The sequence below is a fragment of the Nocardia sp. NPDC023852 genome (assembly GCF_040639505.1).
Lineage (GTDB): Bacteria > Actinomycetota > Actinomycetes > Mycobacteriales > Mycobacteriaceae > Nocardia.
Map to the genome: position 1 here is coordinate 207,223 of NZ_JBFAAB010000001.1, position 16,187 is coordinate 223,409.

The following is a 16,187-nucleotide window of genomic DNA, read 5'->3' on the forward strand; positions in this document are numbered from 1 at the left end:
CTTTTTGGAAGGTCGAACACGTGACTACACCACAGAACCTGCCGGTGCTGTTCTTGACCGATCCGATCGTGCTGCCGGGCATGGTCGTGCCCATCGAACTGGACGAATCCGCTCAGGCCGCGATCGACGCCGCACGCGCCGCCAAGACCGAGGCCGTGCTGCTCGCGCCGCGGCTGACCGAGGGCTACGCCGCCTACGGCGTGGTCGCCACCATCGAACAGGTCGGCCGGATGCGCGGTGGAGCACCGGCGGCCGTCCTGAAAGCTGAACGGCGCGCCAAGATCGGACATGGGGTCACCGGGCCCGGCGCCGCCCTGTGGGTAGAGGCCGAGCCGGTCGACACTCCCGCACCGGATGGCCGGACCAAGGAACTGGCCGCCGAGTACAAGAAGCTGGTCGTCTCGGTGCTGCAGCGCCGCGAGGCTTGGCAGATCATCGACGCGGTCAATCAGCTGACCGACCCGTCGGCAATCGCCGACACCGCCGGTTATGCGCCGTACCTGACCGCCGAGCAGAAGCGGGAACTGCTCGAAACCCCCGACGTGGCCACGCGGCTCGCCACCCTGGTCGAGTGGACCAAGGAGTACATCGCCGAGGCCGAGATCACCGAGAAAATCAGCGAAGACGTCCGCGAGGGTATGGAGAAGAGCCAGCGGGAGTTCCTGCTGCGCCAGCAGCTCAACGCCATTCGCAAGGAACTCGGCGAGGACGAGCCCGACGGTGCCGACGACTACCGCACCCGCGTGGAGCAGGCCGACCTCCCCGACGACGTCCGCGAGGCAGCGCTGCGCGAGGTGGGCAGGCTGGAGCGGGCCAGCGATCAGAGCCCGGAATCCGGCTGGATCCGGACCTGGCTGGACACCGTGCTGGAGCTGCCGTGGACGGTGAAAACCACGGACAGCACCGATGTTCCGGCCGCCCGCGCGGTCCTGGACGCCGACCACCACGGCCTGGACGAGGTCAAAGACCGCATGGTCGAATACCTGGCCGTCCGGTCCCGTCGGGCCGCCCGCGGCCTGGAAGTCGTCGGCGGACGCGGCTCCGGCGCGGTGCTGGTGCTGGTCGGCCCGCCCGGCGTCGGCAAGACCTCGCTCGGGGAGTCCGTGGCAAGGGCGCTGGGCCGCAAGTTCGTTCGCGTCGCCCTCGGCGGCGTGCGTGACGAAGCCGAGATCCGTGGTCACCGGCGGACCTACGTCGGGGCTCTGCCGGGTCGCATCGTGCGCGCCATGAAGGAGGCCGGCTCGATGAACCCCGTCGTCCTGCTCGACGAGATCGACAAGGTCGGCTCAGACTTCCGCGGCGACCCGGCCGCCGCCCTGCTCGAGGTGCTGGACCCAGCGCAGAACCACACGTTCCGCGACCACTACCTCGACCTCGACCTGGACCTGTCCGACGTGCTGTTCATCGCCACAGCGAACGTGATGGAGACCATCCCCGGCCCGCTGCTGGACCGGATGGAGCTGATCACCGTCGACGGCTACACCGAGGACGACAAGGTGGCCATCGCCCGCGACTTCCTGGTGCCCAGGCAGCTGGAGCGCAACGCGCTGACCGCCGACGAGGTGACCATCACCGAGGAGGCGCTTCGCGAGATCGCGGCGAACTACACCAGGGAAGCCGGTGTCCGGCAGATGGAGCGGCTGATCGCGAAGGCACTGCGTAAGGCGGCGACCCGGCTGTCCGAGGACGGAATCGTCCCCGCCGGATCGGGGTACGACCCCGAACTCGGCTACGACGCGCTGGTGAAGTCCGAGGACGGAACTACTCCGGGCGGTTCGGGTGACGACTCCGAACTGGGCTATGAGGCGCTGGTGAAGTCCGAGCACGGTGGCGCTTCCGCGCAATCCGTGACGATCGGTCTCGGCGACCTGAAGGACTACCTGGGTCGTCCGCGCTTCACCCCCGATTCGGTGGAACGCACCGCCGTGCCGGGTGTGGCGACCGGTCTCGCCGTGACCGGCGCGGGCGGCGACGTCCTCTACATCGAGGCCAACGCCGCCGAGGGCGAGCGCTCGCTGACCCTGACCGGCCAGCTCGGCGACGTCATGAAGGAATCCGCGCAGATCGCGCTGACCTACGTGCGCTCGCACCTGGAGGAGATCGGCATCGAGCCGTCGGTACTGGATCGCAATATCCACATCCATTTCCCGGCCGGTGCGGTGCCTAAGGACGGGCCATCCGCGGGCGTCACCATGGTCACCGCTCTGGTGTCGCTGGCGCTGGATCGTCAGGTGCGTTCGGATGTCGGCATGACCGGCGAGGTCACGCTGAATGGACGGGTGCTGCCGATCGGCGGCGTAAAGCAGAAGCTGCTCGCCGCCCAACGGGCAGGGCTGAAGACGGTGTTCATCCCGGCCCGCAATGAGCCGGACCTGGACGACGTCCCCGCGGAAGTGCTTGCCGCGGTGGAGGTCCGCCCCGTCGCCGACGTGGCCGACATCCTGGCCTACGCCATCGAGCCGGTCGCCGAACCGGCCGTGGAACGCCCGGCGTTCGCGGCCACCGCCTGACAAGCCGAACCAGGCCGGGCACGGAACGTTTCCGCGCCCGGCCCGTTCGTGTGCCGTGTGCCGCCGTGGGGAATACTGGTCGATCCCGCCGGAAATCCGACGGCTTGTCGGACCACTGCGGTAAGAACGGCATGTGGCCAGGTGGCTGTTGCACGTCGATCTCGACCAGTTCCAGGCGGCGGTGGAGTTCCGCCGCCATCCGGAACTGCGCGGCCTGCCGGTCATCGTCGGCGGGCACGGCGACCCCACCGAGCCCCGCAAGGTGGTGACATGCGCGTCCTATCCGGCGCGTGCGTTCGGCGTGCGGGCCGGGATGGCGCTGCGCAGCGCGCAGCGCAAGTGCCCGGACGGTGTGTTCCTTCCGCTGGACATGGCCGCATACGAGGAGGCATCCGACGAGGTGATGTCCCTGTTGCGGACTTTCCCGGGCCGGGTCGAGGTGTGGGGCTGGGACGAGGCGTTCCTCGCCGCCGACACCGACGATCCGGAGGCTCTCGCACACGAGATTCGCGCCGCCATCGCCCGTTTGCACCTGACCTGCTCGATCGGCATCGGCGACAACAAGCTCACCGCCAAACTCGCCACCGGCTTCGCCAAGTCGTCGGGAAAGTCGTCGGCCGAACCGGCCACCGGCGCCGGCGCCGCCGCGGGCGTCTTCCGGCTGACCGCCGGAAACTGGGGTGAGGTGATGGCCCACCGTCCGACGAACGCACTGTGGGGCATCGGCAATCGAATCGCCGCCCGCTTGGCCGACCTCGGCATCGACACCGTCGGTGATCTGATGTCAGCGGACCGGCATCGCCTCGCCGCCGAGTTCGGGCCCAATACCGGCCCGTATCTCTGGGTGCTCGGCCACGGCAAGGGCGACACCGATATCACCACTGAGCCGCGAGTTCCCGTGGGCCGCAGCAAATCCGAGACTTTCCCGCATGATCTCACCGATCCTGGCGAGATCCGTGCCCAGGTGGCGCGGCTGGCCACCGAGGTCGCCGAGGAGATGGCCGCCGCGGGCCGGGTCGCCACCCGCGTGTCTGTGACGGTGCGCACGAACACCTTCTACACCCGCAGCAAGCAGGAGAAGCTGCCCGAACCGACCATCGACGTCGCGCGAATCGCGCAGACCGCGCTGCACATCATCGATCGGTTCGAGCTCGACCGCCCGGTTCGACTGCTCGGCGTCCGGCTCGAACTCGTCCCCGAGTAGTCGTGGCGCCCCTGGCACGGGGCCCCGCACTCGTATGCTCGTCGGCATGGAGTTCTGGGCGATGGTGGCACACGAATCGGACAGCGGGATCGTCCTGACCCGGCAGCAGGTCGACGAGGAATTCCTCGGGCCGGGCGAAGTGACGATCAAAGTGCACTACTCGAGCGCGAACTACAAGGACAGCCTGGCGATCACCAAGGGTGGTGGCGTGGTCCGCGACTACCCGATCGTGCCCGGCATCGACATGACCGGCGAGGTGGTCTCGTCCTCGGACGACGACTTCGCTCCCGGCGACCTGGTGGTCGCGCACGGCTACGAGATCGGAGTCTCACACCACGGTGGTTTCGCGGAATACGCCAGAGTACCCGGGGATTGGGTGGTCAAGCTGGGGGCGCTGAGCCCGCGCGATGCCGCCGCACTCGGCACCGCGGGCTTCACCGCGGCACTGAGCGTGCAGTCCCTGCTCGACCGTGGCCTCACCCCGGACGACGGCGCGGTGCTGGTCACCGGCGCGACCGGCGGTGTAGGCAGCGTGAGCGTGGACATTCTCTCCGGCCTGGGGTTCGAGGTCATCGCCTCCACCGGCAAGTCCGATGCGGGCGATTTCCTCAGCGAGATCGGCGCCAACGAGGTGATCGGTCGCTTGCCGGAAGACCCGAACGCCAAGCTTCGGCCGCTGACCAAGGCGCGATGGGCGGCGGCGGTGGACAGTGTCGGCGGCACCTCGCTCTCCTACATCCTCAGCGCCATCGGCTACGGCGGCGCGGTCGCGGTCAGCGGGCTCACCGGCGGATCCGACCTGCCCACCACGGTGATGCCGTTCATCCTCCGTGGGGTCGCGCTGCTCGGCATAGATTCGGTCAACGTCCCGATCGAGAAGCGCCGCGCGCTGTGGACCAGGCTCGGTAACGAGCTGCGCCCGCAACATCTTTCGGCCCTGGAGCGGTATGCGCCGATCACCGATGTGGAGCGCGTGCTGCACTCGATCAAGGACGGAACCCACTCGGGCCGAACCGTTCTCGGAGTAGCGGGCGAATTCTGATCGTAAGGGCCGTCGTTCTCGCACGCTATCGGCCTGTCGCACGGCAATTTTCGGACCGAACGCATTGCGAAAGCCAGCTCGAGTGAACGAGCCGGCTTCGTGAGGGTGTCTGCTACTCGGCCAGTGCGGCCGCCTGGGCGGATTTCTCGGCCTGGTCCGCACGGGCGGGCTTGGTATTGCGCATGAGGAACAGGGCGACGATCGCGGCGGCGAGGATGCCGACGCCGCCCGCGAGGAAGCTGGTCGACATGGCGGAGGTGAAGGCATCGCGGGCGGTGGTGACGAGTTCGGTGTTGTCGGTCCGGGCGGCGAGGGCGAGCGCGTCCGTGATCGAGTGCTTGGCGAGTTCCGGCGCGGACTCGGGCATGCTGCGGGTGAAGGTGCTCGACAGGACGCTCCCCAGAGCGGCGATACCGAGCGCGGCGCCCGCCTGCTGAATGGTGTCGTTCAAAGCGGACCCGACACCGGCCTGCTCTTGCGGCACCGCACCCATCAGCGCGGCGATGGCCGCGGGCTGTGCGAGGCCGGCGCCCGCGCCGAGCACCGCCAGCGCGACAGCCGGCATTCCGAAGCCGCTGTCGGCCGACATGCCGGCCAATAGACCGAGTCCGACCGCGGAGATCAGCATGCCGGTGACGGCGAGCGTTCGGTTGCCGACCTGGCTGCCGACTCCCGCGCCCAGCCCGTTGAACACGATGGACGCGACCATCATCGGGATGAATGCCAGGCCCGTCTCGGTCGGCGAGTAGCCGAGTACGAATTGCAGATACTGGGTCAGCACCAGCAGCAGACCGCCGTTGGCCACCTGGACCAGGGTCAGCGACAGGCTGCCGCCGCTGAAATCGCGGTTGCGGAACAGGCTCAGCGGAACCATCGGGTGGGCCACCCGCTTCTCCCGGATCACGAAGGCGGTCAGTGCCACGACGGCGGTGGCGAGCGTGGTCAGGGTACTTGCGTGATCGAAACCACCCTTGGGAAATTCGATGATTGTCCACACCAGTGCGGTCATGCCGACCATGGAAAGCGCAGCGCCGGGCAGGTCGGGCTCGGTCCACGGCCCCTTGGACTCCGGCATCAACACTAGCGCGGCGACGATGGCGAGGACCGCGACCGGGATGTTGAGCAAGAATGCCGCGCCCCACCAGAAGTGGGCGATGAGCACGCCGCCGAGCACTGGTCCGCCGACCAGTCCGAGCACCGACGCGGCGCTCCAGAAGCTCATCGCCTTGCGCCGCTCCTCGTCGTCGAACACCGTGATCAGGATCGACAGTGTGCTCGGAAGCACGAGCGCACCGCCGACGCCCATCACGGTGCGGGCCACGATCATCTCGATCGGGCTCGTGGCCAGTGTCGCCCCCAGTGAGGCGAGCCCGAACAGGGCGAGCCCGATGACCATCACCCGCCGTCGGCCGAATCGGTCGGCCAGACTGCCCGCGGTGAGCAGCAGTCCCGCGAAGACCAGGATGTAGGAGTCCAGGATCCACTGGATGTCCTGCGCGGTCGCGTTGAGGTCCTCGGCAAGCGGCGGCACCGCCACAGCCAGGACGAAATTGTCGATGACCAGAACCAGCGTGCTGAGGCACAGCACGATCAGGATCCACCAGCGCTTCGGGTCGCGGGTCGGTGTCGCGTCCATCGGAAAACCTCTTCCAGCAGTATTGCGTACAATGTTCTCGTTATGCGAACACTGTACGCACGAGATTCTTACGTTCGCAAGTGCGAACATCGTGCGCTAAGCTCCACGCAACGGAAGGAATCACATGCCCGTGGAGAAACAGCAAGTGGGTTCGGTGTGGACGCGCCCGCGACGCGGCAGGGAACAGCCGGCCCTGACCAGGGAACAGATCGTGGTCGAAGCGGTCGCACTGCTCGACGCGGAGGGAATGGAGGCGCTGAGCATGCGCCAGCTCGGTGCGCGTCTGAACGCGGGCGCCACCTCGCTCTACCGACACGTGGCCAATCGCGACGAGCTCGTCGAGTTGGTGGTCGACGAGGTGTACGGCGAGATCAGCGTTCCAGAGATCGACGATCCGACGCACTGGCGCACGGCGACACAGGAGTGTGCGCGAAGCCTGCGCGCGATGATCCTGCGGCACCCGTGGATGGCCTCGACGCTAGGCCAGGTCGGCCTGTCCTACCTGGGCCCGAACGTGATGCGGCTCAACGATCGGATGGTGGGGTTGTTCCAGGCGGGCGGATTCCCCGGCGACGAGGCGAGCGGCGGCATCGGCACGGTGATCAGCTACGTGGTGGGCATGGGCATCACCGAGGCGGCATGGCTGAGCATGTTGGCGCGCAGCGGACAGTCCGAGAAAGAGCTCATCGCCGATCTCCGGCCCGCCGCAGAGCAAGCGGCGCTGGAGTTCCCGAGAGTTCAGCCGACCGATTGGGACGGAGACCCGGCGGAGATGCGCGAACGGAAGTTCCGCTATGGGTTGGACCGCGTGCTGGACGGACTCGATGCGCGTCGAAATGCTTGACTCACCCTGAGTGGGTGTGGGTTACCACAACCGAACCGCCGCATCGGCTACGGTTCACGTCGCACCAACCTGCGTGAGCGCTCATGTCGAGAGGCGAAGTCTGTTGTCGGTGAACCTGTTCTGGCGTTCGATGTCTGTAGTGGCAGTGTCGCTGCTGATGGTTGTGCCGGCGTACAGCCAGGCCGACCCGGCGGACGACTCGCACCCGATCGGGTTGGACAGGTTCTATCACCAGCGGCTCGAGTGGAAGCCTTGCGGCGTCGAGAATGTAGACAAGGCCGGTGGCGAGTGCGCGGATGTACTGGTGCCGCTCGACTACGGGAAAATCGACGATCGCACGATGACCGTGGCGATTTCGCGGGTGAAGGCCGGCGATCCGGCGCGACGGCGGGGAATTCTGCTGTCCAATCCAGGCGGTCCCGGTGCGGAGGGTCTGGACAGCATGGATCTGCTCGGCGATGTGCTGTCGCCGGAGGTCTTGGCGAGTTACGACCTGATCGGCATGGATCCACGCGGGGTCGGCGAATCCGGTCGGAGCCCGCGGTGCGGGTGGCCGGTAGGCGAGATGATCCGGTCGGCCGGTCTGGAGCTGCTCGGATTCGTGCACGACACCGTTCAGTCCGCGGGGATGGCAGCGACCTGCCTGATTCGTGATCCGAACAAGCTGCGGCAGTTCACCACTCGCAACACCGCACGCGACATCGACATTGTGCGAAGCGTCCTGGGTGAGGAGAAAGTCAACTTCTACGGCTTGTCGTACGGCACGTACCTCGGGGCTGTGTTCACGCAGATGTTCCCCGAGCGCAGTGACCGGGTAGTGCTCGACAGTGCGATCGATCCTGACCGGTATTGGGAGGGCTTGGTCCAGGATTGGGGTCCGGCGGAAGAGATCGCGCTGGACGACTGGGCAGGGTGGGTCGCCGTTCGGGATGGCGAATTTCATTTCGGTGCGACGCCGCGGCAGGTGCGGGCAAAGATCGAGGAACTCGTTCGGGTCGCCGCACGTCAACCGATTGTCGTCGATGGCTTCGCGATCGACGATCACTGGTTTCCGTTCATCCTGCACTCCCTGCTGACGAGCTTCCGGCTGAACGAAGCGTTGGCGACCACTGTGCGGGAGATCGCCGATGCCGCAGGCGGTCCGCCCACGACTTCGCGGACGCCTCGGCTTCGTGCCATCGTGCAGGCGCTGCGCGACAACGAGAACTCGGTGCTGGCGCAGATCGCCTGCGGCGATGTCGGAGCACCGGTCGACCCGACCTGGTATTGGCGCAACATCGAGGAGACTCGTGCCACGCAACCGGTCTTCGGCGCGCTGGCGGGCAACATACAGCCGTGCGCCTTCTGGCCTCGGCCGGTCGAACCTCCGACTGTGGTACGGAATTCGGTGCCCGCGCTCATCGTGCAGGCGACCGGAGATGCCCGAACTCCTTATGCCCATGGCGTCCGACTGCATCAGGACTTGTCGGAGTCGCGGATGGTGACGCTGCAGGATGTCCGTATCCACATGACATTCCGGCCCGAACTGAGCAGTTGTGTGAACAACGCGATCAACACGTACTTCGGCGTGGGAAGTCTGCCGGATACCGACATCACCTGCTACGCGGATCAGCCGGCCCTGTAGGCGGGCACCGCTGACCCAGGATGGTCGGTCTCATCCGGGCCGGTGGATCGGTCAAGCGGCGACCGTGACGGTCTCGTCGGCGAACTGGGTGCGGTACAACTCCGCATAACGCCCGTCGGCGGCCAACAGCTGAGTATGGGTACCGCGCTCCACGATTCGGCCGTCCTCCAGCACCAAGATCTGGTCGGCCGCGCGGATCGTCGACAAGCGGTGTGCGATCACCAGGGCGGTCCGGCCGTCCAGCGCTTCCGCGAGCGCCTCCTGCACGGCGGCTTCCGAAGTCGAGTCCAGCGACGCCGTCGCCTCGTCCAGGATCACCACTCGCGGCTGTTTGAGCAGCAGCCGGGCGATCGTCAGGCGCTGGCGCTCACCGCCGGAGAGCCGGTAGCCGCGCTCGCCGACCACCGTTTCCAGGCCGTCCGACAGTGACGAGACCAGATCCCGCAGCCGTGCGCGCTCCAACGCGTCCCACAGTTCGTCCTCGGTCGCCTCCGGCCGGGCGAGCAGCAGGTTGGCCCGGATGGTGTCGTGGAACAGGTGCCCGTCCTGGGTGACGAGTCCGACCGTCTCCCGGATCGACCTGGTAGTCAGTTCGCGCACATCGGTGCCGTTCAACCGCACCGCGCCGCCGTCGACGTCGTAGAGTCGGGAAACCAGCTGGGCGACAGTGGATTTTCCTGCGCCCGACGACCCGACCAGTGCGATCAGCTGGCCCGGCTCGGCACGCAGCGACACCTTGTGCAGCACCTCCACCCCGCCGCGAGTGTCCAGAGTGGCCACGTCCTCGAGCGAGGCCAGCGACACTTTGTCGGCCGACGGGTAGCCGAAGCTCACCTCGTCCAACTCCACCGCGACCGGTCCCTCCGGCACCGGCTTCGCGCCGGGCGCGTCCTCGATCAGCGGCTTCAGATCGAGCACCTCGAACACCCGCTCGAAGCTCACCAGCGCGGCCATGATCTCCATCCGCGCGCTTGCCAGCGCGGTAAGTGGGGTGTAAAGCCTGGTCAGCAGTAGCGACAGCGACACGACCGCGCCCGCGTCCAACTGTCCGCGCAGGGCGTACCAGCCGCCGAGCCCATACACCAAGGCGATCGCCAGTGCCGACACCAGTGTGAGCGAGGTGACGAACACGGTCTGCAGCATCGCGGTGCGCACGCCGATGTCTCGTACCCGGCGCGCCCGCATCGCGAACTCGTCGGATTCCTGCTCCGGACGGCCGAACAGCTTCACCAGCGTCGCGCCGGGCGCGGAGAACCGCTCGGTCATCTGGGTGCTCATCGCCGCGTTCAACCCGGCCGCCTCGCGCTGCATGCCCGCGAGGCGATTGCCCATCCTGCGCGCGGGGACCACGAACACCGGAAGCAACACCAGCGCGAGCAGTGTGATCTGCCACGAGATGCTGACCATAACGCCGAGCGTGAGCGCGAGAGTCACCAGATTGGCCACCACTCCGGAGAGGGTGTCGCTGAACGCGCGTTGCGCGCCGATCACATCGTTGTTCAAGCGGCTGACCAGCGCACCGGTCCTGGTCCGCGTAAAGAAGGCGACCGGCATCCGTTGCACGTGGTCGAATACGGCGGTGCGCAGGTCGAGGATCAGTCCCTCGCCGATCCGGGACGACAGCCAGCGGATCACCAGCCCGAGCCCGGCGTCGAACACCGCGAGCATGCCGATCACCAGCGCGAGGGTGACCACTACGCGCGGCGCCGCCCCGCCGACGATGCCGTCGACCACGTGACCCGCCAGTACCGGCGTCGCTACCGCGAGCACCGCCGACAACACACTGAACAGTAGGAACGCGCCGATTCGTCGCCGATGCGGCACGGCGAACCGGATGATCCGCTCGGCGGTGGCCAGACGGAACGGCCGCTGCTCCTGTGGCGCGTTGGCCCGCCGGTACATCTGGCTCCACGCCACGGATTCGATACTCACGTCGTTTCTCCTTCTCGCTCCCCACCCATCAAAGCCATGGCCACCGACACTAAGACCTCAACAGCGGTTGAGTTCAAGTCGATTCCGGGCGCGACCCCCATTCCGCCGACAGCGAAACCGGTCGCCGCCTCCGCTCGGGCGCAGCCGGATTCTGTCCGTCATCGGCCCGCGCCTGGCTGAGCGAAGGCGAGGCAGCCGCTTGCGTCCAAGTGTCCGCCGCGTCCGCGACGAGTCACCAGTGGCAGTCACCCCAGCTGCGAGCCATCCGAGCGTGGCACACCCCAGTGCCGCCGATACCGCCCCCACGCAACCACATCGGCTCAGCTTCCACTTCCGAGCGCAGCGAGACCGAGCATTCCCCGTTAGCCACCAGGGGGCCGCGAACACGCCGCGCCCGCGCGGCCAACAAACACAGCTTCTAGGCTGGCTAGGTGACCGAGAACCGGATGGCGGCACTGCGCGGCAGGATCGCGGGTGAGGTCGACACCTCCGCGCGCCGCCGTGCGGAGTACTCCTCGGACGCCTCGAACTACCGTGTTCTGCCAGCAGCGGTCGTTTTCCCCCGCACCGACGCGGACGTCGCGTCCACGCTCGAGTTCGCCTGCGACCACGGTCTGTCGGTAACCGCGCGTGGTGGAGGAACCTCGGTGGCGGGCAACGCGATCGGTCCCGGGCTCGTGCTCGATTTCAGCAGGCACATGAACCGGATCTTGGCGCTGGATCCTGCGGCGCGCGTCGCCACGGTGCAACCAGGTGTGGTGCTTTCGCAGTTGCAGGCCGCGGCCCGGCCGCTCGGGTTGCGCTTCGGACCGGATCCGTCGACGCAGAATCGCTGCACGTTCGGCGGCATGATCGGCAACAACGCCTGCGGGCCCCGGGCCGTCGCCTGGGGGCGCACCTCCGACACCGTACGTGAACTGCGGATTCTGGACGGCACCCACACGGAGCGCAGGCTGGCCGCCGACCTGTCGGCGGTGCCGGGGCTCGCGGAGTTCACCAAGGCGCATCTCGCGGTGCTGCGCACCGATCTCGGCCGTTTCGGCCGCCAGGCCTCCGGCTACGGTATCGAACATCTTCTGCCCGAGCGGGGCGCATCGGCGGCGAAGGCGTTCGTCGGCAGCGAAGGCACCTGTGGCCTGCTACTGGACGCGACGGTCGAGTTGGTCGCGCTGCCCGCGGCGACCGTGCTCACCGTGCTCGGATACCCCGACATCGCCACCGCGGCCGACGATGTCGCCGCCGTCATGGCTTGCGCGCCGATCGCGGTCGAAGGCATCGACGCGCGGTTGGTCGACGTGGTCCGCGCCCATCGGGGCCGGGTCCCCGAACTGCCCTCCGGCGGAGGATGGTTGTTCGTCGAGACCGCGGGTGCGACGCAGATCGAGGCGGTGGCGGTCGCACAGCGGCTGTGCCGGACCGCGGGTGCACTCGACGCCAGGATCGTCACCGATCCTGTTGCCGCCGCGGCCCTCTGGCAGATTCGGGCCGATGGCGCCGGATTCGCCGGTCGCACGCGGGACGGCCGCCCGGCCTGGCCGGGGTGGGAGGACGCGGCCGTTCCGTCCGAACGGCTCGGTGCCTACTTGCGCGATTTCGCCGCGCTGACCCGGGATCACGATGTGGACGGTCTGCTCTACGGGCATATCGGCGACGGCTGCATCCATGTTCGCCTCGACCTGCCGATCGCCGACGCGCCGCAGCGTTTTCGCGCCTTCCTCTTCGACGCGGCCGAGCTGGTCGTGCGGCATGGCGGCTCGCTCTCCGGCGAGCACGGCGACGGTCGTGCCCGCTCGGAACTGCTCTCGGTGATGTACTCCCGCGCAGTGCTCGATGTCTTCGCCGGGTACAAGGCGCTGTTCGATCCTCGTGATGTGCTGAACCCGGGTGTCCTGGTCGCGCCGCGTCCGATCGATGTCGATCTGCGGCTCGCCGGGCTGCCGGTTGTCGGGTCGTCGAACGGATACGCGTTCCCACACGACGACGGCGATCTGAGCACAGCCGTCCATCGCTGTGTCGGCGTGGGCAAGTGCCGCGCCGACGGCGGTTTCATGTGCCCGTCCTACCTGGCCACCAGGGACGAGAAGGACAGCACGCGAGGGCGGGCGAGGGTGCTGCAGGAAGTGGTGCGGGGTGCGCTGCCGTGGTCGTCGCAGGCCGTCGCCGAATCGCTCGATCTGTGCCTGTCCTGCCGGGCGTGCCGCTCGGACTGTCCGGCGGGCGTCGATCTGGCCACCTATAAATCGGAGGCGCTGCACCGCCGCTACCGCCATCGGCCGCGCCCGGCCGATCACTATTCGCTCGGTTGGCTGCCGTGGTGGCTCGCCGTCGCGAGCCGGCTGCCTCGGGTCGTCAACGCGCTGGCCGATCGTGCCGTGCTGCGCCGACTCGGACTGCGGGCGGCGGGAATCGATCCACGCCGCGCTGTGCCGCGCCTCGCCGAACGAAGTTTCCGCCGCATATGGCGTGACCTGGACGACGGCGCTCGGCTCGCCGAGTTGGGAGACCCACCCGACCTGCTCGGGGACCGCTCTGCCCCTCGGCTCGAGGACAGCACTACCCGTGGCCGATCCGACGACCGCTCGGGCGAGGTGATGTTGTGGATCGACACCTTCACCAATGCCTTCGACCCGGAGATCGGACTGGCCGCGGCCCGGTTGGTGACCGCGCTCGGCTACCGCGTCCGGATTCCCGATCACCGTGTCTGCTGTGGCCTCACCTGGATCAGTACGGGGCAGCTCGACGGCGCCCGTGCCCGGCTGCGTGACACCATGGCCGCGCTGGAGGCGCACGTGCGCGCTGGAGGCCTCGTGGTCGGACTTGAACCGTCCTGCACCGCGGTCCTGCGCGCGGACCTTCCAGAGCTGCTTCCGGACGACCCGCGGTCGGCCACTATCGCGGCGGCGGTGCGCACGCTTGCCGAGTTCCTCGCCGAGCAACCGAACTGGCGCCCGCCATTGCGGACCGGGCAGTCGGTGGTGGTTCAACCGCATTGTCACCAGCACGCGATTCTCGGCTTCGATGCCGATCGCCAGTTATTAACCAGTATGGACATCAATGTGACTGAAATCACCGGATGCTGCGGCATGGCGGGAAACTTCGGAATGCAAACCGGCCATTACGACATTTCGGTCGCGGTGGCCGAGAATGGCATGCTGCCCGTCTTGCGTACTTCGGGAGACGACGCGATCCTCCTCGCCGACGGATTCTCCTGTCGCACGCAGGCCGTTGCCCTGGCCGGGCGAAGAAGTCGGCATCTCGCCCAGTTCCTCTTGGGGCAATGAGGCTTTCGCGCACCCGCCGCAACTGGCCGCGGCGAGTGCGCCACGCCGCTCAGCTGCCGAAAGGCAGGGTCCCGGGCGAAATCTGGTAGCCCGAGCTGCCCGCGGAAACGCCGCCCCAGGCGTTGAGCAACCAGTTGAGCACATTGGTGATCATCAGAAACCTCCGTAATGGCGACTGCCAGCTGTTTGCCGATCGAAATCAGTATCGGCATGCAATTTCTTCGCGTTACAAAATACCTACGTTCAGGCACTATGCGGAATCGCTATTGAATGGTGCGGCATCGCCTGGGGAAGCGATTCTCGGCCGATTGTGGCGGACGATGTCCCGAGCCCGCACCGGGGCAGAATGATCCAGGTGCGCAACTCGATGGTCGAGCCGGGAGCGGGCCGGGCCGGTTCGTCCAGGACCCTGACAGCGGATCGGCCGATCGATCTCGCGTGCACCCTCGCCCCGCTCGGCCGTGGCAACGGCGACCCCTGCCATCGGGTCTCCAGCGACGGCGCGCACTGGCACGCTTGCCGCCTCCCCACCGGCCCGGTCACCTACCGGTTGACCCAGTCCGGGCAGTGCGCTGTCGAGGCCCGCGCCTGGGGCCCCGGCGCGGCCGAATTTTTAGACGGCCTCGAGCACATGCTGTGCCTGGACGAGGACCTCTCGACGTTCGCTCCCGATCACCCGAAGCTCGTCGACGCCCACCGCCGTTATCCAGGTCTGCGCATGCTGCGGACCGGACTGGTCTTCGAGGCGCTGGTACCTGCCGTGCTGGAACAAAAAGTGCACACCGTCTCGGCTCGCGCCTCGTGGCGAACACTGGTGCGGCGGTTCGGGGAGCCCGCGCCCGGGCCCGGGCCGGCGGAGATGCGACTGCCGCCGGACGCCGACACCTGGCGGCGGATTCCGTCCTGGACCTACCATCGCGCCAACGTCGGCCCGCAGCGCGCTCAGACCATCGTGCGCGCGGCCCGGGTGGCGAGCTCGCTGGAGCGGGCGGCACAGGCCGATCCGGCCGAGGCCGCGCGCATGCTGCGGGCCATCCCTGGCATCGGGGTGTGGACCGCCGCGGAGGTAGCACAGCGGGCGTTCGGTGACGCCGACGCGTTGTCGGTCGGCGACTACCATCTCGCCGCGACGGTCGGCTGGACCCTGCTCGGTCACCCACTCGATGATGAGGCGCTGGTCGACTACCTGGAACCGCTACGCCCGCATCGGTATCGGGCGATCCGGCTACTCGAGATCAGCGGACATTTCCACAAGCCGAAGTTCGGCCCGCGTACGCCGCTGACGGACCACACCTGGCACTGAGCGACCTGCGCCGGGGCGTGACCGGCCGAGGAGACCGCCAACTACTCAGCAGGGCAGCGCGCGCTCGTCGAGCACGCACTTGCCCGCCTCTACCAGCGTCGTGCGCGCGCGGCGGCGCACCTGGCACCGGTCCACGGTGCAGTCGATATGTAATTGCATTGCGGCATGGGCTTGCTCGATGCTCATCGCACCAGGATCGGCTCCGCAGGCGAGCAGTGCGGCGACCTGTATGTTCACCTCGGTCAGCGGCATCAGGCGACTCCCTTTCCGCGGGCGCCGACGATCCGGTGATGCCTGGTCGGGGCGGGACGGGGCCCCCGCGGCCGGCGCGCGGTCATTCCGACCTCGTCGGCCGGCTCGCCCACTGAGCCAAGCGGCGTGGGTAGGACTTCGGCCACACGCAGGGCGGCGATCGCCTGCGCGCAGGTCAGGCCCAGAGAGGGCGCCACCCAGCTCTCTTGCCCGATTCCACGTGCCCGATGCGGAGTGAGATCGCTGGTCATCAACGACGACGCTATGACGTGTGCTGCCATGACTCCTCGTTCTGTGTGCGACTCCTGTGCGTGCCCGTGCGTTTCGCAGTGGGCGACGAACGGGCCGGAGACCTTCCGGGCATACTTCCAGCACACCACCGCCTCGACTGTGGGACAACGATCATCGTGGATATCCAAAATTTTCGCGCGAATTCCCAGCACGAAATCCAGCTCGGAGGAGAGGATTCTCCATAGTGGACGAAAGAGCCCTCTGCCCAAGCGAAGCGACGGGGAACCGAGCTTGTGGGTCGACCCAGATCGCCCTCGGGCGGTAATCG

General features: G+C 67.7%; 11 protein-coding genes. 7 read left to right on the plus strand and 4 right to left on the minus strand.

Annotated elements, in window-relative coordinates; genetic code table 11:
- The first annotated feature begins 20 nt into the window (after positions 1-20).
- The 3 genes from lon to AB0H00_RS00945 all read left to right on the plus strand — a co-directional run bounded on the left by lon (position 21) and on the right by AB0H00_RS00945 (position 4,756).
- Positions 21-2,510, plus strand: coding sequence for an endopeptidase La (lon, locus tag AB0H00_RS00935; protein ID WP_357258752.1), 2,490 nt, complete (start codon positions 21-23; stop codon positions 2,508-2,510).
- A gap of 133 nt (positions 2,511-2,643) precedes the next feature.
- Positions 2,644-3,714, plus strand: coding sequence for a DNA polymerase IV (locus AB0H00_RS00940; RefSeq protein ID WP_357258755.1), 1,071 nt, complete (start codon positions 2,644-2,646; stop codon positions 3,712-3,714).
- A gap of 46 nt (positions 3,715-3,760) precedes the next feature.
- Positions 3,761-4,756 carry an oxidoreductase gene (locus AB0H00_RS00945; protein WP_357258758.1) on the plus strand — a complete coding sequence of 332 codons (996 nt, stop codon included), beginning with the start codon at positions 3,761-3,763 and terminating at the stop codon, positions 4,754-4,756.
- Between the two features lie 112 nt (positions 4,757-4,868).
- Here the strand turns inward: AB0H00_RS00945 and AB0H00_RS00950 are convergent, their stop codons facing one another.
- Positions 4,869-6,392 (minus strand): MFS transporter, encoded by a 1,524-nt coding sequence (locus tag AB0H00_RS00950; protein ID WP_357258761.1) that lies wholly within the window; start codon positions 6,390-6,392, stop codon positions 4,869-4,871.
- A gap of 124 nt (positions 6,393-6,516) precedes the next feature.
- Here AB0H00_RS00950 and AB0H00_RS00955 point away from each other — a divergent pair, with 124 nt between their 5' ends.
- On the plus strand, positions 6,517-7,236 hold the full coding sequence (locus AB0H00_RS00955; protein ID WP_357258764.1) for a TetR/AcrR family transcriptional regulator: 720 nt from the start codon (positions 6,517-6,519) through the stop codon (positions 7,234-7,236).
- A gap of 130 nt (positions 7,237-7,366) precedes the next feature.
- A complete protein-coding gene (locus AB0H00_RS00960; protein ID WP_357258767.1) occupies positions 7,367-8,860 on the plus strand; it encodes an alpha/beta hydrolase in 1,494 nt (497 codons plus the stop codon).
- A 51-nt stretch (positions 8,861-8,911) separates the two neighbouring features.
- On the opposite strand, the gene AB0H00_RS00965 is transcribed toward AB0H00_RS00960, so the two are convergent.
- Positions 8,912-10,792 (minus strand): ABC transporter ATP-binding protein, encoded by a 1,881-nt coding sequence (locus tag AB0H00_RS00965; protein ID WP_357258770.1) that lies wholly within the window; start codon positions 10,790-10,792, stop codon positions 8,912-8,914.
- A 431-nt stretch (positions 10,793-11,223) separates the two neighbouring features.
- On the opposite strand from AB0H00_RS00965, the gene AB0H00_RS00970 reads away from it, so the two are divergent.
- Together AB0H00_RS00970 and AB0H00_RS00975 are read left to right on the plus strand one after the other, a co-directional pair.
- Complete coding sequence (locus AB0H00_RS00970; RefSeq protein WP_357258773.1) at positions 11,224-14,073, plus strand: FAD-binding and (Fe-S)-binding domain-containing protein; 2,850 nt, start codon at positions 11,224-11,226, stop codon at positions 14,071-14,073.
- Positions 14,074-14,419: 346 nt separating this feature from the next.
- A complete protein-coding gene (locus tag AB0H00_RS00975) occupies positions 14,420-15,376 on the plus strand; it encodes a DNA-3-methyladenine glycosylase 2 family protein (protein ID WP_357258776.1) in 957 nt (318 codons plus the stop codon).
- 45 nt (positions 15,377-15,421) lie between these two features.
- Here AB0H00_RS00975 and AB0H00_RS00980 read toward each other — a convergent pair whose 3' ends face one another.
- Both AB0H00_RS00980 and AB0H00_RS00985 read right to left on the minus strand, forming a co-directional pair.
- Positions 15,422-15,628 carry a hypothetical protein gene (locus AB0H00_RS00980; RefSeq protein ID WP_357258779.1) on the minus strand — a complete coding sequence of 69 codons (207 nt, stop codon included), beginning with the start codon at positions 15,626-15,628 and terminating at the stop codon, positions 15,422-15,424.
- On the minus strand, positions 15,628-15,909 hold the full coding sequence (locus AB0H00_RS00985; RefSeq protein ID WP_357258781.1) for a hypothetical protein: 282 nt from the start codon (positions 15,907-15,909) through the stop codon (positions 15,628-15,630). Before AB0H00_RS00985 ends, AB0H00_RS00980 begins: the two co-directional genes overlap by 1 nt.
- Positions 15,910-16,187 lie beyond the last annotated feature (278 nt).